This is a genomic window from Nonomuraea sp. NPDC050022, assembly GCF_044460705.1.
In the GTDB taxonomy this organism is placed as follows: Bacteria; Actinomycetota; Actinomycetes; order Streptosporangiales; family Streptosporangiaceae; genus Nonomuraea.
Genome location: NZ_JBITKE010000015.1, coordinates 126,173 through 140,608, shown reverse-complemented (window position 1 = coordinate 140,608; position 14,436 = coordinate 126,173). Strand labels below are relative to the sequence as shown.

The following is a 14,436-nucleotide window of genomic DNA, read 5'->3' as shown; positions in this document are numbered from 1 at the left end:
TCGGGCATTACCACCTTTAAACACAAATGCGTATTGCTGTATGGAAATATGTAGGACTTCTAAAAGGTGGCGGGGCTTGTCACGGTGCGGGCAGGCAGGGAGAGCTGCTCGGCGGACGCGGAGTTGACGCGAGTCCACAGCGGTCCGCTGTGGACGACCACGACCGACGGCTGAACGGGGTCAGCCCTCCGTGCGGGCGGGCAGCCGCCATCCCGGACGCGGGAAGTGGCAGGTGTAGCCGTTCGGGTAATGCTGCAGGTAGTCCTGGTGCTCGGGCTCGGCCTCCCAGAAGGGGCCGACCGGCTCCACCTCGGTGACGACCTTGCCCGGCCAGAGTCCGGAGGCGTCCACATCGGCGATCGTGTCCTCGGCGATCCGCTTCTGCTCGTCGTCCACGTAGTAGATCGCCGAACGGTAGCTGAGACCGATGTCGTTGCCCTGGCGATTCTTGGTGCTCGGGTCGTGGATCTGGAAGAAGAACTCCAGGATCGCCCGGTAATCGGTCGTCTCGGGGTCGAAAAGGATCTCGATGGCCTCCGCGTGCGTCCCGTGGTTACGGTACGTCGCGTTCGGCACGTCACCCCCGGTGTATCCGACCCGGGTCGCCGTCACACCCGGAAGGCGGCGGATCAGCTCCTCCATCCCCCAGAAGCATCCGCCCGCCAGCACGGCCCTCTGCGTCTGTGTAGCCATGACGACCCCCTCCAAGATCTCTCAGCTCGGTCGCTCGGGCACCACCGGCATCCCATGCCTGCCCGCTCTTCTCAACACGCGAGGGTTCCAAGCGATTCCGTGCCCGCAAGCCACCGGCGATCCGCACGGTGCCGCGGCCGACGCTCTCCGCCAGAGTGAACGGCCGTTCGAAAATTCGCTGGCCGCCTGAGCCGACCGCCCTCACGCTGTACACCATGGAACAACCGCAACGCGAAATCCGTGCCGCCCATTCGGACTCAACGATCACCGTCTACCAGGCGTACGACCCGGAAATCGGCCTGCCCGCCATCCGCGACGGCCGTTTCCCTGCCGCGTGGAAACGGAACAGGATGACGTGGATCAAGCCGTCGTTCCTGTGGATGATGTACCGGTGCGGCTGGGGCGCCAAGGCAGGACAGGAGACCGTTCTCGCCGTCGAGATCAACCGTGACGGCTTCGAATGGGCGCTGCGGCACGCGTGCCTGTCGACCTACGCGCGCGACGTACACCCCGACCGCGAAACCTGGCAGCTTCAGTTGAAGCGCGCCCCCGCCCGCGTGCAGTGGGACCCCGAGCGGGGCCTGCGTTCGCAGCCGCTGCCCTACCGATCCCTGCAACTCGGCCTCTCCGGTGAGGCCGTACGACGCTACGCCGACGAATGGACGGTCGCCATCCGCGACATGACCCCGCTCGCCCACGAGATACACGCCCTCGTCAGCGGCGGTGACCTGGACTCCGCCGCCCGGCTGCTGCCCCAGGAACGCTCATATCCCGTTGGAGCCGAGCTTCTTGCTCACCTACGGGGGTGACACCTCCTCGGCGTGCTGATCGCCTCGGACGACCGGCAGCTGTCCGACCTGCGGATCGAGCGGTTCCTGCGCGGGATCATGCTGGCCGCGCGGCCGCGGTGGGCGCGCTGATGGGAGCCGTCCAGGCGACCGGGCTCGCCAGCCACAGGCTGGGCCGGTCAGAGGAGGAGGCTGTGGCTTCCTTGCGTCACGCCATCGACCTGATCATGCGGTCGCGATCCCGCCTGCCAGGAGAATGGTGATCGGTCCGCGGCGCACCTAACTGGGGTCAATCCAATATGAGTGACGCGTTGGATGTTGCGGCAAACGGTTACTGCGGGATCGGCGGGACGGGCGTGACCTGCCCCCTCGGTCTGACAATCAGCGACGGGGAGTAATGATTCGCCTTACGCGGCGTGGCAGTGAGACGGAGGCTCTGGCCGGAAGCCTCACTCCCGACGAACGTCAGATGATCAGGGTCCTCGATCTTCAGCGCCTCGCCGTGGAGAAAGAGGGCCGGACGCCCGAACAGGTGGCGCAGGCAAAGGATCCAATCTATGGCGTTCTCTCCTCTTTCTCGATATGGGAGGACTTGATCAACGACATGGAGGAGAGGGGGCCAGGCCAGGACTTTGGCTACACGTACCTCAATGACCTGACTGTCCGGGATGGTCTGGAAGAGTATTGCGAGGCTCTGCAAGGAACGGCTCATACGAAGCTCACCCGCACGCTGGATCGCCTCGACGAGCGCTATCGCGCCGTGACGCACGAGGACGGCGGCGCTCAGCTCGCACGGTACTGGCGGCCCCTCGCAGAGGGGAACGAGACCCGATGGTGGTGGACTCGAGCGCCGAACGATCTACCGCCGGGGTGGGTTCGCTAGCAGTTACGGCGACAACCGTCTCGCCGGGTGAGCCGTCCCTCCAGATCCGCCGCCTTGTGTTTCCGGGAGGCCATCCCTCTGGGGCGGCTGCTCAAAATTTTCTGGAAGAATCGCACGCTTGCGGGCAAGCAAGGGTGTGATCACTGCTCCTGGCGTCTTCGAGGCCATCTTCGAAGCCCATTACGAGGAGATCTGGCGCTACATCGGCCGCAGGCTCGCCCTCGACGTAGCCGAAGACCTGGCGGCGGAGACGTTCCTCATCGCCTTCAGACAGCGCGACCGCTTCGACTCGGCCGTAGGCGAGGTCAGGCCGTGGCTGTACGGCATCGCCACCAACCTCATCGGCCGGCATCGGCGTGCCGAGGTGCGGAGGTACCGTGCCATAGCCCGGACGGGGCCGCCACCTGACGACGAAGGGCACGATCAGCGGATCGTGGACTGGCTCACCGCGAAGGTCACAGTCGACCGGCTGGCGGGGGCGCTGGCGCGACTGTCACAGGGTGAGCGCGACGTGGTGCTGCTCATCGCGTACGCCGGGCTGAGGTACGACGAGGTGGCGGCGGCGCTCGGAATCGCCCCGGGGACGGTCGCGTCCCGGTTGAGCAGGGCCAGGACCAAGCTTCGTGAGGGGTTGGAATGAACGAGTTCCAGGTCATCGACTCGCTGATGCCCGACACGCCGACCCCGTCGGCCGGCCAACTGGCGGCGGCGCGGGCGCGGGTATTCGCAGCCGCACCGACTCCTCCTGTGTCCGGGGCGCGGGTGGGCAGGAGATCGTGGACGAGCATGGCGCTCGTGGCGGCGGCCGTCGCGCTCGTGGTCGGAGCTGTGACGGTTCTCGTACCTCGACCTGCGGTGGAGCCCGTCGCGGTCACGCCTATGCGGAAGCTGGAAGCCGCGGCCGCCAGGCTGGCGGCGACGCCGGAGGCGAAGGGTCGTTTCTGGCGACGTGACACCGAGGATGTCATGCGGACGAAGGACGAGTACGACACGAAGGTCGGAGTACGGGCCATGAAGGTGGAGATGCGGGCCATGGAGGTGCTCGCCTTCGGGCCCAGCCGCGAGGTCTACGGCTGGCGCGAGCCGATGTCGTCGAAGCCGTACACGGCCGAGGGCCTGAAGGCGTGGCGACGGGACGGCTCGCCCAAGTTGTGCCCCGCGCGCGGGTGCGACAAGAACATGCCCGCATACGGCTCGGCGGACCTGAAGCAGAGCCTGGAGCTCGCCGATGGGTTGAAGCCGTCGCTGACGGAGCTGCGGGACCTCCCCAAGGAGCCGGCGGCGCTCAGGGCGCGGCTGTTGGAGAGTTACGATCCTCAGGTGGTCGCTGAGCGCGAGCCATGGCTCGCGGAAGCCGTCAGGCGGCTCATCAACTCACCGGCGACGCCCGGCACCAGGGCTGCCGCCTACCTTCTCCTGGCGAAGGCGCCGGGCGTCAAGGTGGTCGACGACGTTCCCGGCACGTTCGGGCTCGACGGGCTGGCTCTCCAGTACCAGGGAGGTCAGCTGGTGATCGACCCCAGGACTGGACAGTTGCTCGGGATACAGGGGCTGAGTCCCGAGGGCGTTGCGTGGTCAGCCGAGATCATCAGGAAGGCGGGCTGGAGCGATGTGCGGCCGGTGGCGCCTCCCAAGTGCCGCGGCTGTACGGCCCGGCTCTAGAACGCGGCGCACCGGATGGGTTGCCTTTCGAAGTGAGCGTCTGTGGCGCGTGTCACACCGATCGCATGTCACGGATCGGCGGGCTGCTTGCATCCCGTGGTTGTCCGTACAAGCGAAAGGTACAAAAATGACCAAGCGCCACGAAACCGGCATGGCAGCTCCGCGCCGCGTTCTGATTCTGGGGGCGGGGTACGCGGGCATGGCCGCGGCGATCCAGCTGGCCGCTCGGACCAAGGGCCGCGAAGACGTACAGGTGACCCTGGTGAATCCGCAGGAGCGGTTCACCGAGCGGTTGCGGCTGCACATCGCGGCGACCGGGCAGCAGGTCGCCGAGATGAACATCCCGGAGCTGCTGGAGGGCACGGGCGCGCGGTTCGTGCGCGGCTGGGTGACGGCGATCGAGGCAGATGCCAAGGTCGTGCGGATCGACGACGACCGGGTGCTGCGCTACGACACGCTGGTGTACGGGCTGGGGAGTGTGGCCGACACGGTGACGGTGCCGGGTGTGGAGGAGTACGCGTACACCCTCAACAGCGCCCACGACGCTGAGGTGCTGGCCGAGCGGCTGGCTCGGCTCGGTCGCGGTACGGTCGTGGTCGGCGGCAGTGGCTTGACCGGTGTCGAGTCGGCCGCGGAGATCGCTGAGCGGCACCCCGAGCTGAACGTCGTGCTGCTGGGCCGGCAGGAGCCCGGCGCGGCCATGAGCCCCAAGCCGCAGGCCTATCTGCGGTCCGCGCTCACGCGCCTGGGTGTCCAGGTGCGCAGCGGGATCGAGGTGACGAAGGTACTGCCCGACTCCGTTGAACTGGCGGGCGGGGAGAGTGTCGCCGCCGATGTCGTCCTGTGGACGAGTGGTACGCGGGTGTCGCCGCTGGCGGCCGCCGCCGGTCTGACCGTCGACGAGCGCGGGCGTATCGTCACCGACGCGACGCTACGGTCGGTGTCGCACCCGGATGTGTACGCCGTGGGCGACGCGGCCGCGATCCGCCAGGGCTACGGCGTCATGCATGGCACCTGCCAGGGCGGCATGCCGACCGGTGTGTACGCCGCGGTGTCGATCGTCCGTGCGTTGGACGGCAAGCGGATCAAGCCGTTCCGCTTCGGCTACTACCACACTCCGGTGAGCCTGGGACGGCACGATGCGGTCGTCCAGTTCACCCACCCCGACGACAGCCCCCGACGGGTGCATCTGACCGGCCGCATGGCGGCACGGTATAAGGAGGCGGTGACCGCTTCGCCCTGGCCGACGTACGGCCGTATGAAGAAGATGCCGGCCTCAGGCGCGTTCTGGCCCCGTGGCGGCCGTTTCACCCGCGTCCGAGGCGTGCGATGACCCGCCCGTACCGGGACCGCGACCAGCAGGTGTTCAACGAGCACCGCAATCTGCTGTTCTCGGTGGCCTATCGCGTTCTCGGCACCGTGGCCGACGCCGAGGACGCGGTACAGGACGCGTGGATCAAGTGGTCGGCCGACGACCGTTCGCAGGTGGCCGACCCCAAGGCCTATCTGGCGCGGATCGTGTCGAATCTGGCTCTGCAACGGCTGCGCTCGACCCGGTACCAGCGCGAGACCTATGTGGGGCCGTGGCTGCCCGAGCCGATCCTCACCAGCGGCGACACCGCCGACGACATCACGAACGCCGATTCGGTGTCGACGGCGATGCTGGTGGTGCTGGAAACCCTGAGTCCGCTGGAGCGCGCGGTGTTCGTACTGAAGGAGGTCTTCGACTTCAGTCATGCCGAGATCGCGCAGGCGGTGGAGCGTTCCGAGACGGCGGTACGCCAGGCCGCGCACCGCGCTCGCGAGCACGTACGGGCCCGGCGGCCGCGCTTCACCGCCGACCGGTCGCGGCAGCGCGACGTCACGGAGCGGTTTCTCGCCGCCGCGACCGGAGGCGACATCAACACCCTCATGGAACTGCTGTCTCCGGACGTCACGTTGTGGACCGACGGGGGAGGCAAGGTCCGGCAGGCCCTGCTTCCGGTCGTGGGCGCCCAGACGGTCGCCGCCTGGTTCGGCGCCATCGGGAAGGTCACGTACCAGGGCGTCGAGCCCGGCGACATGAACGCCGAACTGGTCGAGATCAACGGCGGGCCGGGCATGGTGTTCAGCGGTCTGGGACGCGTGATCGCCACTGTCACCTTTGATTTCGACGCCGACGGGCGCATCACCGCCATCCATAACATCGCCAACCCGGACAAACTTCGGGCCATTGCCGAGGGGGCCATTCGCACGCTCTGAGATCCGCGCTATCCGAGGTCACGCCGTTGGAAAGCGGCCAGCCCCACGGCGGTGAGCGAGGCGGCGACGACGGTCAGCAGGATCAGTGGCATCACGGTGAATTCGGCGACCGGAAGCCCGGGGGTCTGTGCGAACGGTGACACCGTCAAGATCGACGGGTCGGCGTGCAGCAGTTCCACCGCGAACTCGAGCACGAAACACAGCCCGAGCGCGACATAGGCGATGACCGCGGCGAGCCGCGGCAGCAGGCCGTACACCAGCACCGGAATGGCGGCCAGCACCAGGACCGAAGGAAGCCGTGTCAGGCTCGCCCCCAACAGCCGGGCGATCTCGCCACCCGGCTCGCCCGTGGAAAGCCCGTAGACCAGACCCATCCCGAGACCGAGCCCGGCCAGGACGATCGCCGACCCGGCCGCGACGACGGCCAGGTGACCGCCTGCCCAGCGCAGCCTGCCGATCGGGCCGGTCAGGATGACGTCGGCGTGGCCGGAGGTCTCCTCCGCCCGCAAGCGCAGGATCGCCTGAATCGCGTAGACCGTGATGACCTGGCTCATCAGGTAGATGACGAAGGCGAAGAAGCCGTCGGCGGGACGGCCGCCGCCACCCATCCGCTCGATCAGGCCCCTGAGAGCCTCGCTCGCGTTCAGTTGCTCGGCGGCGCTCCGCGCCGCGCCTCCCAGACCGGCGCCGAACGCGGGCGACGCGACGGCCCAGGAGAGCAGCGTGCCCCGCTGCAGCCGCCAGGCCAGGGCGAGCGAGGTACGCAGGCCCGGCGCCGCCTCGGCGGGACCGAGCCGGGCGGGGAGGATGCCGGCCCCCAGGTCCCGGCGTGCGGACATCCGGTACGCGCCGGCCACCAGCAGCAGGGTCAGGCCGATGACCGGCAGCAGCGGCCAGTAGTGGTCACCGGCGAAGGGACGCATGCGCTGGGTCCAGCCGAACGGCGACAGCCAGGACACCCAGGAACTCTGCTCGAGGTCCGCGACCGCGCGCACCGCGTACAGGATGGCCATCGCGGTGGCGGCGAGGCCGGCGGCGGTACGAGCGCTTTCGGTCAGCTGGGCCGCCAGGCCCGCGAGCGCGGCGAAGACCCAGCCGGCCGCGGCGACCGACAGCCCCATCACCAGGGAGCCCTGTGCGGGCAGTCCCTGGCCCATGAGACCCAGTGCCACAACAAGGGCGGTGACCAGGCCCGCCGCGAACGCCACGGTCAGCGCGGCCGTCAGTGCCGCGTGCCTGCCGACCACGGTCGAGCCCAGCAGTTCGCTACGGCCCGCTTCCTCCTCTCCGCGGGTGCTGCGGATCACCAGGAACAGGCTCGCCAGTGCGATCAGCAGGGCGGCCTGCCCGCGTACGCGCCACGCGGCGAGCCCCGCGGCGGACGAGTCATAGATCGGGCCGATCATCATGAGCTGTGTCGGGTCGCCGTTGGTCGTGTGGAGGAACGCCTGGCGCGCCTCCTCCGTGGGAAACGCGGCGGCCACCGAACCGGCCACGCCGATCACGAGCAGCGCCACGAGCCCGTACCAGACCGGTAACCGCACCCGGTCGCGCCGCAGGATGAGCCGGATCAGTCCGCCGGTGCCGGTGAGAGTGTTCATCGCTGTGCCACCGCGTGCTTTCCGTTCGAGCCCGCGCCGGACAGATCGTCTTCGTAGTGGCGCAGGAACATCTCCTCCAGCGTCGGTGGCTGGCTGACCAGGCTCCGCACGCCTACTTTCACGAGCTCACGCAGTAGCGCGTCCAGCGCGTCGCCATCGACCTGGCAGCGCAGCCGGTTGCCCTGCGTCCACAGGCTGTGTACGCCCGCCGATCCGGCGAGCCGGGGGACGGGTCCGGTGAGCTCGGCCGTGATCGAGGTGCGGGTGAGGTGGCGCAGTTCGGTGAGCGTGCCCGTTTCCACCGTGCGGCCGTGCCGGATGATGCTCACCCTGTCGCACAGGGCCTCGACCTCGGCGAGGATGTGGCTGGACAGCAGCACCGTACGGCCCTTGCGCCGCTCTTCCTGGATGCTCTCCTGGAAGACCGCCTCCATCAGCGGGTCGAGGCCGGAGGTGGGCTCGTCCAGGATGAGCAGGTCGGCATCCGAGGACAGGGCCGCGACCAGGGCCACCTTCTGCCGGTTGCCCTTGGAGTAGGCCCGCCCCTTCTTGCGTGGATCCAGCTCGAAGCGGTCGAGCAGTTCGGCCCGGCGCCGGGGGTCGATCCGGCCGCGCATCCGGCCGAGCAGGTCGATCGCCTCGCCGCCGGACAGGGTCGGCCACAGGGTCACGTCACCGGGTACGTACGCCAGCCTGCGGTGCAAGGCGGTCGCGTCTCGCCACGGATCGCCGTCCAGCAGCCGAGCGGTCCCGGAGTCCTGACGCAGCAGGCCGAGCAGGATCCGGATGGTCGTGGACTTCCCGGCCCCGTTCGGCCCGAGGAATCCGTGCACCTCACCGGCCCGGACCGTCAGGTCCAGACCGTCGAGCGCCCGAGTCCGGCCGAAGGTCTTCACCAGACCGGACGCGGAGATCATGTTTGCCATACTTCGGACACTACATGAATTTCACGAAATTCGTGAAACTCCAGTTAGTCTGTAGCCTGTGGCCATCAGAGCCGACGCGCAAAGGGTGTGCATGACCGAGAGAGCCGACGACGAGACCGGCATGACCGAGAGAACCGGAGACGTGCGCACGGCCGACGCGCTGCGGTTCCTCGAACGGTTCGCCGTGATCATGTCCAACGCGGGTTACCCGCGCATGGCGGCACGCGTGCTCGCGGCGCTGCTCATCGCCGACGACGGCCGGCGCACCGCCGGCGAACTCGCCGACGTGCTGCAGGTCGGCCCGTCGGCGGTCTCGGGCGCGGTGAAATATCTGATGCGGGTCGGGATGGTGACCCGCGAGCGGGACCCCGGTGAGCGCCGTGATCATTACCGCGTCGACCAGGCGGCCTGGTACAGGGCGGCGGCGTCGAGTGACGAGGTGTTCCGTCGCTTCGAGGAGGGCGCCCGCGACGGAGCCGAGGTGCTCGGTACGGACACGCCCGCGGGTGCCCGGATGGACGAGACTCGGCGGTTTTTCGCGTTTCTCCGGAGCGAGGTCCCCCAGTTGCTGCACAAGTGGAACGAGTTGAACGCTCAGCCCGCAGAGCGATCAGGCGACTCGGCGCGGTCCGGCTCCTGATAGATCGCGTCTCCTGATAAGAGGGCAGCCCGCGCCGGTGGCGAAACGCGGGACCACATCCGCATGCCGACTGATCATTTCAACGCGCTGAAGTGCGGGTAGATCTCGGACTTCTTGCCGAGCTTGAGCAGCGTCTCGGTCACCCGGCCCTTCAGGTCGACGATCCCGACGCCGGCCATGGTGGAGATGAGCAGGTGCTTCTCGTCGTACCAGCCGAGGGTGGTGGCCCGCCCGCTGGAGACGATGGGGAGTCTCGTCACGGCCTTGCCCGTCGCCGCGTCCCATACGCAGGCGGCCTTCTCCAGTGGCAGGCAGGCGGTGACGAACCGCTTGCCGGAGGGGGAGAAGGCGCCGCGTCCGTCGCCGCCCGGCCGGCCTCGTACCTGGTATTCCTTGGTGGCCTTGCCCTGGAGGTCGTACAGGCGGACGGTCGTGCTGCCGAGCCTGCCGTGCCTGACCAGGAAGCGGGTGCCGTCGTTGTTCCACTCGAAACCGCCGACGGTGACCAGCGCCTTGTGGATCTTGATGAAGCGGGGCGTGAAGTCGGGCAGGTCGAGGATCAGGACTCCTGCCGAGCGGTCGCCCTGGCGGGCCAGGCTGACGGTGAACAGCAGCTTCTTGCCGTCCGGTGACCACCTGGGCCAGCGCATCTGGGGATACTGGGTGCCGCCGTTATCGCTCTCGGCGGGGGTGTAGTCGGTGGGCTGGATCGCGACGTCCCGGCTCTTGCCGGTGGTCCGGTCGAGGATTCGCAGGCGGCTCTTGCCCAGCTCTTCCCGCGACTCCAGTCGCCCGACCGTCCAGCGACCGTCGGGGGAGACCGCGGAATCCGCGTAGTCGCTCTTGATGAACCGCCGCCGGTCCGGCTGCCATGCCCACAGCGCGAACGGGCCGCCGTGGTTTTGCATGTCGACGGTGGTGTAGGACGCGAGCTGGATAGGGCGGCCGTTCAGGTCGGCGACGACCGCGGCCTGACCCTTGCCGAACTGGCCATCTCCCGTCCGTTCCGTTACACCAGGTAACGGGCCCCGGGTCGGCTGAGGCGGGGGCGCGACGGCTGAGGCGGCGGTGGCTGTGGTGGTGGTGAGCACCAGTGCGCTCACCAGGCTGGATACGAAACGGCCGAGCATGTGATCTCTCCTGGCTGTCGGAAGGACGCCTTACCAAGATCAGAATAGGGTCCGCCCTGTCCCCGCTGTGGCGGCTTATCGCGAACTCCGCCGCCAAACCCCGCATGGATGTCCTCGGGCCGAGCTGTCGAGCGTGCGGGTGGTGTGTCAGTGCTCGCGTCAGGACGGCGACGGCCCGGTATCAGCACGGTCGGCGATGCTCAATCCCATGAACGGTCCAGCGCTTGCGAACTGGGCCACACCGAACTCAGATTCAACAGGAGCACACAATGCAGAAGTTCGACACCCTCGCCCCGATCACCACCGTCCTGAACATCCCCGCCGGACGAGTCCGCTTCATCGCCGCCGACCGGGCCGACACCACGGTCAAGGTCCTGCCCGCCAACGCCTCCAAGGGCCGCGACGTCAAGGCCGCCGAGGTGACCACGGTCGAGTACGCCGACGGCGTCCTGCGGATCGAGACTCCGGTGAAGAACCAGTACCTCGGCCCGACCGGAGCCATTGAGGTGACGGTCGAGCTGCCCGCCGGTTCCCGCGTCGAGGCGAAGACGGGCAGCGCCGAACTGCGGACCGTCGGCCGTCTCGGCGACGTCGTCTTCGAAGGCGCGTACCACCAGATCAAGCTGGAGGAGACCGCGAGCCTGCGTCTCACCGCGACCGACGGCGACGTCGAGGTCGGCCGGCTGGGCGGCGCCGCGGAGATCAGCACCGCACGGGGTGACATCCGGATCGCCGAGGCCACCGGCGGCAAGGTCGTGCTCAGCACCCAGTCCGGCGACATCTCGATCAGCGCCGCCGCCGGCGTCTCGGCCTCCCTGGACGCCGGCACCACCCACGGCCGCATCGCCAACACCCTCAAGAACGACGGCACCGCCGAGCTCGACATCCACGCCACCACCTCCAGCGGCGACATCACCGCCCGCAGCCTCTGACTGAGAGTTCTGGACGTTTCCCCGGCCCCGAGGTCGCACCCCACGCCCCTCGCGTGGCCTGGGAGAAGCGCGAACGCCTGGATTGGCCATTCCGGTCAGGCCCAGTACGTTGATCTTCCTCATCGCCAAGGTGAGCGATGTTCACGATCTGGGGGTCGCCGAATGCTACTCAAACGCCTTGTCCTCTATGTCGCGGCGGGGGTGCTCGTCGCCCACGGGCTCGATGCCCCTCCCGCGGCGGCGGAATCGCCCGATCCATGTTCCGGGACGGCGGTGTCGTCGGAGCCGCTGAGCTGCAGCGCCCCATCTGACCTCTTCCCCGGCGCGCGGCTCGGATTACGGACGGGCCCGCAGGCGAACGGGGCCCGGCTCACGGCGGACCAGGCCGACGCGGCGGCGGGGGCGGCGACGGCCAAGGTCCTCTGCGACGGCGACGGGGAGAGCGGCAAGCGCGTCGAGGTCCTGTACGTCCGCGAGTCCAGCATGCCCGACCGTTACACCCAGCTCATGCCTATGTTCCAGGCGTGGCTCGCCAACGCTGACGACGCGTACAACGACGCCGCCGCCGAGGGCGGCCAGAGCCGGCACATCCGCTACGTGACGGAGGCGGTCTCAGGGGGTTGCCAGGTCGCGGTACGCCAGGTCACGGTGCCCGCCGACGCGCTGGCCAGCTTCGACAGTGGCATCACCGCGGTGAAGGCGCTGGGATACGACAAGGCGGACCGCAAGTACCTCATGCTCACCGAGGCGACCGTCGAATGCGGGCGGGGCGGGCGGTACAACGACGATCGTCCCGACGCCGCCAACTACAACAATCGCACCACCTACGCGCGGGTCGACGCGATACCCAACTGCTTCGGCGCCAACGCCATCGCCCACGAACTGGGCCACACGTTCGGCGCGGTGCAGCCGAGCGCGCCGCACTCCTACAGTGGGCACTGTACGGACCAGTTCGACCTCATGTGCTACGGCGGTACGCCGTCTTGGGACTGCGTGGAGTGGAACGACTACCGGGTTCCCGACTGCAACCGCGACGACTACTTCAACGTCAGCCCGGAGGCGGACAGCTATCTAGCCACCCATTGGAACAGCGCGGACAGCGACTTCCTCATCAAGGGCACCGCCGCTGACGTCGTAGGCCATCCCACGGTCGGCTTCACGTACGCGATCACCAGTGTGTCCACCGGAGGGGCCATCGAGCCGATCGACGGCTCCACGACCGGACTGGTCAGGCTCAGCCAGCGCGCCCGGACCAACGGGGCGAGCCAGAAGTGGATCATGGGCTACAAGACCGGCCTGCAGTTCATCAACGCGAACAGCCGGATGTGCGTGGACAGCGCCTACAGCGGCACCACCTCGGGAACCCAGGTCCTGCAGTACGCCTGCAACGGCCAGGACGGCATGCGGTGGGCGTACCTGCCACAGGCGGACGGCAGCTACGCGATCATCAACTGGCTGTCCGGTCTGGCCCTGACGGTCACGGGCGCGTACCCCGCCCCGCTGGAGCAGCGGCCCTACACCGGAGCGACCAACCAGCGGTGGAAGTTCAACCGGATCACGGATCTCGGCCCGCAGGACGGCGCGAAGTACTACCTGACAGGCATCAACAACCGGGAGAACGCCGAGGTGCTCAACGGCGCGCTGACCTCCGGAGCGGTGGTTACGCACAAGGCGCACTCCGGCGCCACGCGCCAGCAGTGGACGTTGCGCAAGGCCGCCTCGGACACCTTCCCCGCCCGCCTCGTCAACGTCAACAGCGGTCTGTGCCTGGACCTGAAGACGCCCATCGACGCGGCCGGAACGCAGATCGTCCAGTCGACCTGCACGGCGAGCAACTCGCAGATGTGGACTGTACGGCGTGCGGCTGACGGCACGTACGTCCTCGTCAACGTCCACAGCCAACGCGTGCTCAACATGACGACCGGTACGTCGTCCGCCCTGGACCAGCAGGTCCTGGCCGGCAACAACGCCAACCACTTCTGGGCACTCAAGCCGATCTAGCCCGGTCTCTGGAAGCCCAGGTCAGCAGTGCGACCTGGGCTCCCTTCTCGTGAGCGAGGGCATCAAAGGAGCTGATTTGCGAAGATTCCCAGATGGGAATCGACATGAGCGCACCGGGGCCTCTGGCAGGCAGGGTCGCGGTGGTGACCGGAGTGAGTCGCCGGGCGGGGATCGGCTTCGCCCTGACGCGCGAACTGCTGAGCGCCGGGGCGAAGGTGGTGGCGCAGTCGTGGACCCCACACGATGCCGATCAGCCGTGGGGCAGCGATCCGGCCGGGATGGCCGGCGTGCTGGCGGCGCTGGGTGGCGTGGGTGACCATCTGGCGCATGTGGAGGCCGACTTCACCGACCCGGCGGCGCCCGCGGCGGTGATCGAGCGGGCGGTCGACCGGTTCGGGCACGTGGATGTGCTGGTCGCCAACCATGCGCGTAGTTCCAAGCAGACGCTGGAGGAGGTGACCGCGGCCGAGCTCGACCTGGCGTGGGCGGTGAACGCGCGGGCCAGCGTGTTGCTGACCCAGGCATTCGCCGCTCAGCACGATGATCAGCGCTCCGGGGGTCGGGTGATCTTGTTCACTTCCGGTCAGCATCTGGCCCCTATGCCGACGGAATTGCCCTATGCGATCAGCAAGGGTGCGATCCATCAGATGACGGCCAGCCTCTCCGACGCGCTCGCTGATCGGGGCATCACCGTCAACACCGTCAACCCTGGGCCGGTGGACACCGGCTGGGCCGGTCCCGAGCTCGCCCGGCAGATCGGTCATGCCCTGCCTTCGGGCCGGTGGGGGAGACCAGATGAGGTCGCCAAGGTGGTCCGTTGGCTCGCCTCGGACGATGCCGCCTGGATCACCGGGCAGGTGATCAATTCTGAGGGCGGGTTTCGGCGTTGGGTGGAGTGAGGGTTGTCGGGCGAAATGTCGTCGACAAGGCTGTTGCCGA

The 14,436-nt window shown here is 68.3% G+C and carries 14 protein-coding genes; 10 read left to right on the top strand and 4 right to left on the bottom strand.

Annotation, left to right across the window (positions count from 1 at the left end; genetic code table 11):
* Positions 1-180 precede the first annotated feature (180 nt).
* A complete protein-coding gene (gene msrA, locus ACIBO2_RS47945) occupies positions 181-693 on the bottom strand; it encodes a peptide-methionine (S)-S-oxide reductase MsrA (protein ID WP_357954715.1) in 513 nt (170 codons plus the stop codon).
* 215 nt (positions 694-908) lie between these two features.
* On the opposite strand from msrA, the gene ACIBO2_RS47940 reads away from it, so the two are divergent.
* From ACIBO2_RS47940 to ACIBO2_RS47915, 6 genes are all read left to right on the top strand, one after another.
* A complete protein-coding gene (locus tag ACIBO2_RS47940) occupies positions 909-1,502 on the top strand; it encodes a DUF4291 domain-containing protein (RefSeq protein WP_397304468.1) in 594 nt (197 codons plus the stop codon).
* 448 nt (positions 1,503-1,950) lie between these two features.
* Positions 1,951-2,364, top strand: a complete 414-nt coding sequence (locus ACIBO2_RS47935) for a hypothetical protein (RefSeq protein WP_397304467.1) — start codon at positions 1,951-1,953, stop codon at positions 2,362-2,364.
* A gap of 118 nt (positions 2,365-2,482) precedes the next feature.
* A complete protein-coding gene (locus tag ACIBO2_RS47930) occupies positions 2,483-3,004 on the top strand; it encodes an RNA polymerase sigma factor (protein ID WP_358546511.1) in 522 nt (173 codons plus the stop codon).
* Complete coding sequence (locus ACIBO2_RS47925; protein WP_358546508.1) at positions 3,001-4,026, top strand: hypothetical protein; 1,026 nt, start codon at positions 3,001-3,003, stop codon at positions 4,024-4,026. The genes ACIBO2_RS47930 and ACIBO2_RS47925 overlap by 4 nt, the downstream gene beginning before the upstream one ends.
* Before the next feature lie 127 nt (positions 4,027-4,153).
* Complete coding sequence (locus tag ACIBO2_RS47920; protein ID WP_358546506.1) at positions 4,154-5,359, top strand: FAD-dependent oxidoreductase; 1,206 nt, start codon at positions 4,154-4,156, stop codon at positions 5,357-5,359.
* Positions 5,356-6,267, top strand: coding sequence for an RNA polymerase sigma-70 factor (locus ACIBO2_RS47915; RefSeq protein ID WP_358546503.1), 912 nt, complete (start codon positions 5,356-5,358; stop codon positions 6,265-6,267). The genes ACIBO2_RS47920 and ACIBO2_RS47915 overlap by 4 nt, the downstream gene beginning before the upstream one ends.
* Before the next feature lie 8 nt (positions 6,268-6,275).
* Here the strand turns inward: ACIBO2_RS47915 and ACIBO2_RS47910 are convergent, their stop codons facing one another.
* Both ACIBO2_RS47910 and ACIBO2_RS47905 read right to left on the bottom strand, forming a co-directional pair.
* Positions 6,276-7,868: an ABC transporter permease gene (locus tag ACIBO2_RS47910; protein ID WP_397304466.1), complete on the bottom strand. Its 1,593-nt coding sequence runs from the start codon at positions 7,866-7,868 to the stop codon at positions 6,276-6,278.
* A complete protein-coding gene (locus ACIBO2_RS47905; protein WP_358546497.1) occupies positions 7,865-8,794 on the bottom strand; it encodes an ABC transporter ATP-binding protein in 930 nt (309 codons plus the stop codon). Before ACIBO2_RS47905 ends, ACIBO2_RS47910 begins: the two co-directional genes overlap by 4 nt.
* A gap of 91 nt (positions 8,795-8,885) precedes the next feature.
* Between ACIBO2_RS47905 and ACIBO2_RS47900 the strand changes: the two genes are divergently transcribed.
* Positions 8,886-9,434, top strand: a complete 549-nt coding sequence (locus ACIBO2_RS47900; protein ID WP_397304465.1) for a GbsR/MarR family transcriptional regulator — start codon at positions 8,886-8,888, stop codon at positions 9,432-9,434.
* A 74-nt stretch (positions 9,435-9,508) separates the two neighbouring features.
* Here the strand turns inward: ACIBO2_RS47900 and ACIBO2_RS47895 are convergent, their stop codons facing one another.
* Entirely contained in the window at positions 9,509-10,564 is a 1,056-nt protein-coding gene (locus ACIBO2_RS47895; protein ID WP_397304464.1) for a hypothetical protein, read from the bottom strand.
* 269 nt (positions 10,565-10,833) lie between these two features.
* Between ACIBO2_RS47895 and ACIBO2_RS47890 the strand changes: the two genes are divergently transcribed.
* The 3 genes from ACIBO2_RS47890 (at position 10,834) to ACIBO2_RS47880 (ending at position 14,396) form a co-directional block, all read left to right on the top strand.
* Positions 10,834-11,496 (top strand): DUF4097 family beta strand repeat-containing protein, encoded by a 663-nt coding sequence (locus tag ACIBO2_RS47890; protein WP_397304463.1) that lies wholly within the window; start codon positions 10,834-10,836, stop codon positions 11,494-11,496.
* Between the two features lie 162 nt (positions 11,497-11,658).
* Entirely contained in the window at positions 11,659-13,497 is a 1,839-nt protein-coding gene (locus ACIBO2_RS47885; RefSeq protein WP_397304462.1) for an RICIN domain-containing protein, read from the top strand.
* Between the two features lie 92 nt (positions 13,498-13,589).
* On the top strand, positions 13,590-14,396 hold the full coding sequence (locus tag ACIBO2_RS47880; protein ID WP_397304461.1) for an SDR family oxidoreductase: 807 nt from the start codon (positions 13,590-13,592) through the stop codon (positions 14,394-14,396).
* Positions 14,397-14,436 lie beyond the last annotated feature (40 nt).

Bases quoted from the DNA above. Each gene is read 5' to 3' on its own strand.
- msrA (WP_357954715.1), bottom strand. From the start codon at position 693: ATGGCTACACAGACGCAGAGGGCCGTGCTGGCGGGCGGATGCTTCTGG.
- ACIBO2_RS47940 (WP_397304468.1), top strand. From the start codon at position 909: ATGGAACAACCGCAACGCGAAATCCGTGCCGCCCATTCGGACTCAACG.
- ACIBO2_RS47935 (WP_397304467.1), top strand. From the start codon at position 1,951: ATGATCAGGGTCCTCGATCTTCAGCGCCTCGCCGTGGAGAAAGAGGGC.
- ACIBO2_RS47925 (WP_358546508.1), top strand. From the start codon at position 3,001: ATGAACGAGTTCCAGGTCATCGACTCGCTGATGCCCGACACGCCGACC.
- ACIBO2_RS47920 (WP_358546506.1), top strand. From the start codon at position 4,154: ATGACCAAGCGCCACGAAACCGGCATGGCAGCTCCGCGCCGCGTTCTG.
- ACIBO2_RS47915 (WP_358546503.1), top strand. From the start codon at position 5,356: ATGACCCGCCCGTACCGGGACCGCGACCAGCAGGTGTTCAACGAGCAC.
- ACIBO2_RS47910 (WP_397304466.1), bottom strand. From the start codon at position 7,868: ATGAACACTCTCACCGGCACCGGCGGACTGATCCGGCTCATCCTGCGG.
- ACIBO2_RS47905 (WP_358546497.1), bottom strand. From the start codon at position 8,794: ATGGCAAACATGATCTCCGCGTCCGGTCTGGTGAAGACCTTCGGCCGG.
- ACIBO2_RS47900 (WP_397304465.1), top strand. From the start codon at position 8,886: ATGACCGAGAGAGCCGACGACGAGACCGGCATGACCGAGAGAACCGGA.
- ACIBO2_RS47895 (WP_397304464.1), bottom strand. From the start codon at position 10,564: ATGCTCGGCCGTTTCGTATCCAGCCTGGTGAGCGCACTGGTGCTCACC.
- ACIBO2_RS47890 (WP_397304463.1), top strand. From the start codon at position 10,834: ATGCAGAAGTTCGACACCCTCGCCCCGATCACCACCGTCCTGAACATC.
- ACIBO2_RS47885 (WP_397304462.1), top strand. From the start codon at position 11,659: ATGCTACTCAAACGCCTTGTCCTCTATGTCGCGGCGGGGGTGCTCGTC.
- ACIBO2_RS47880 (WP_397304461.1), top strand. From the start codon at position 13,590: ATGGGAATCGACATGAGCGCACCGGGGCCTCTGGCAGGCAGGGTCGCG.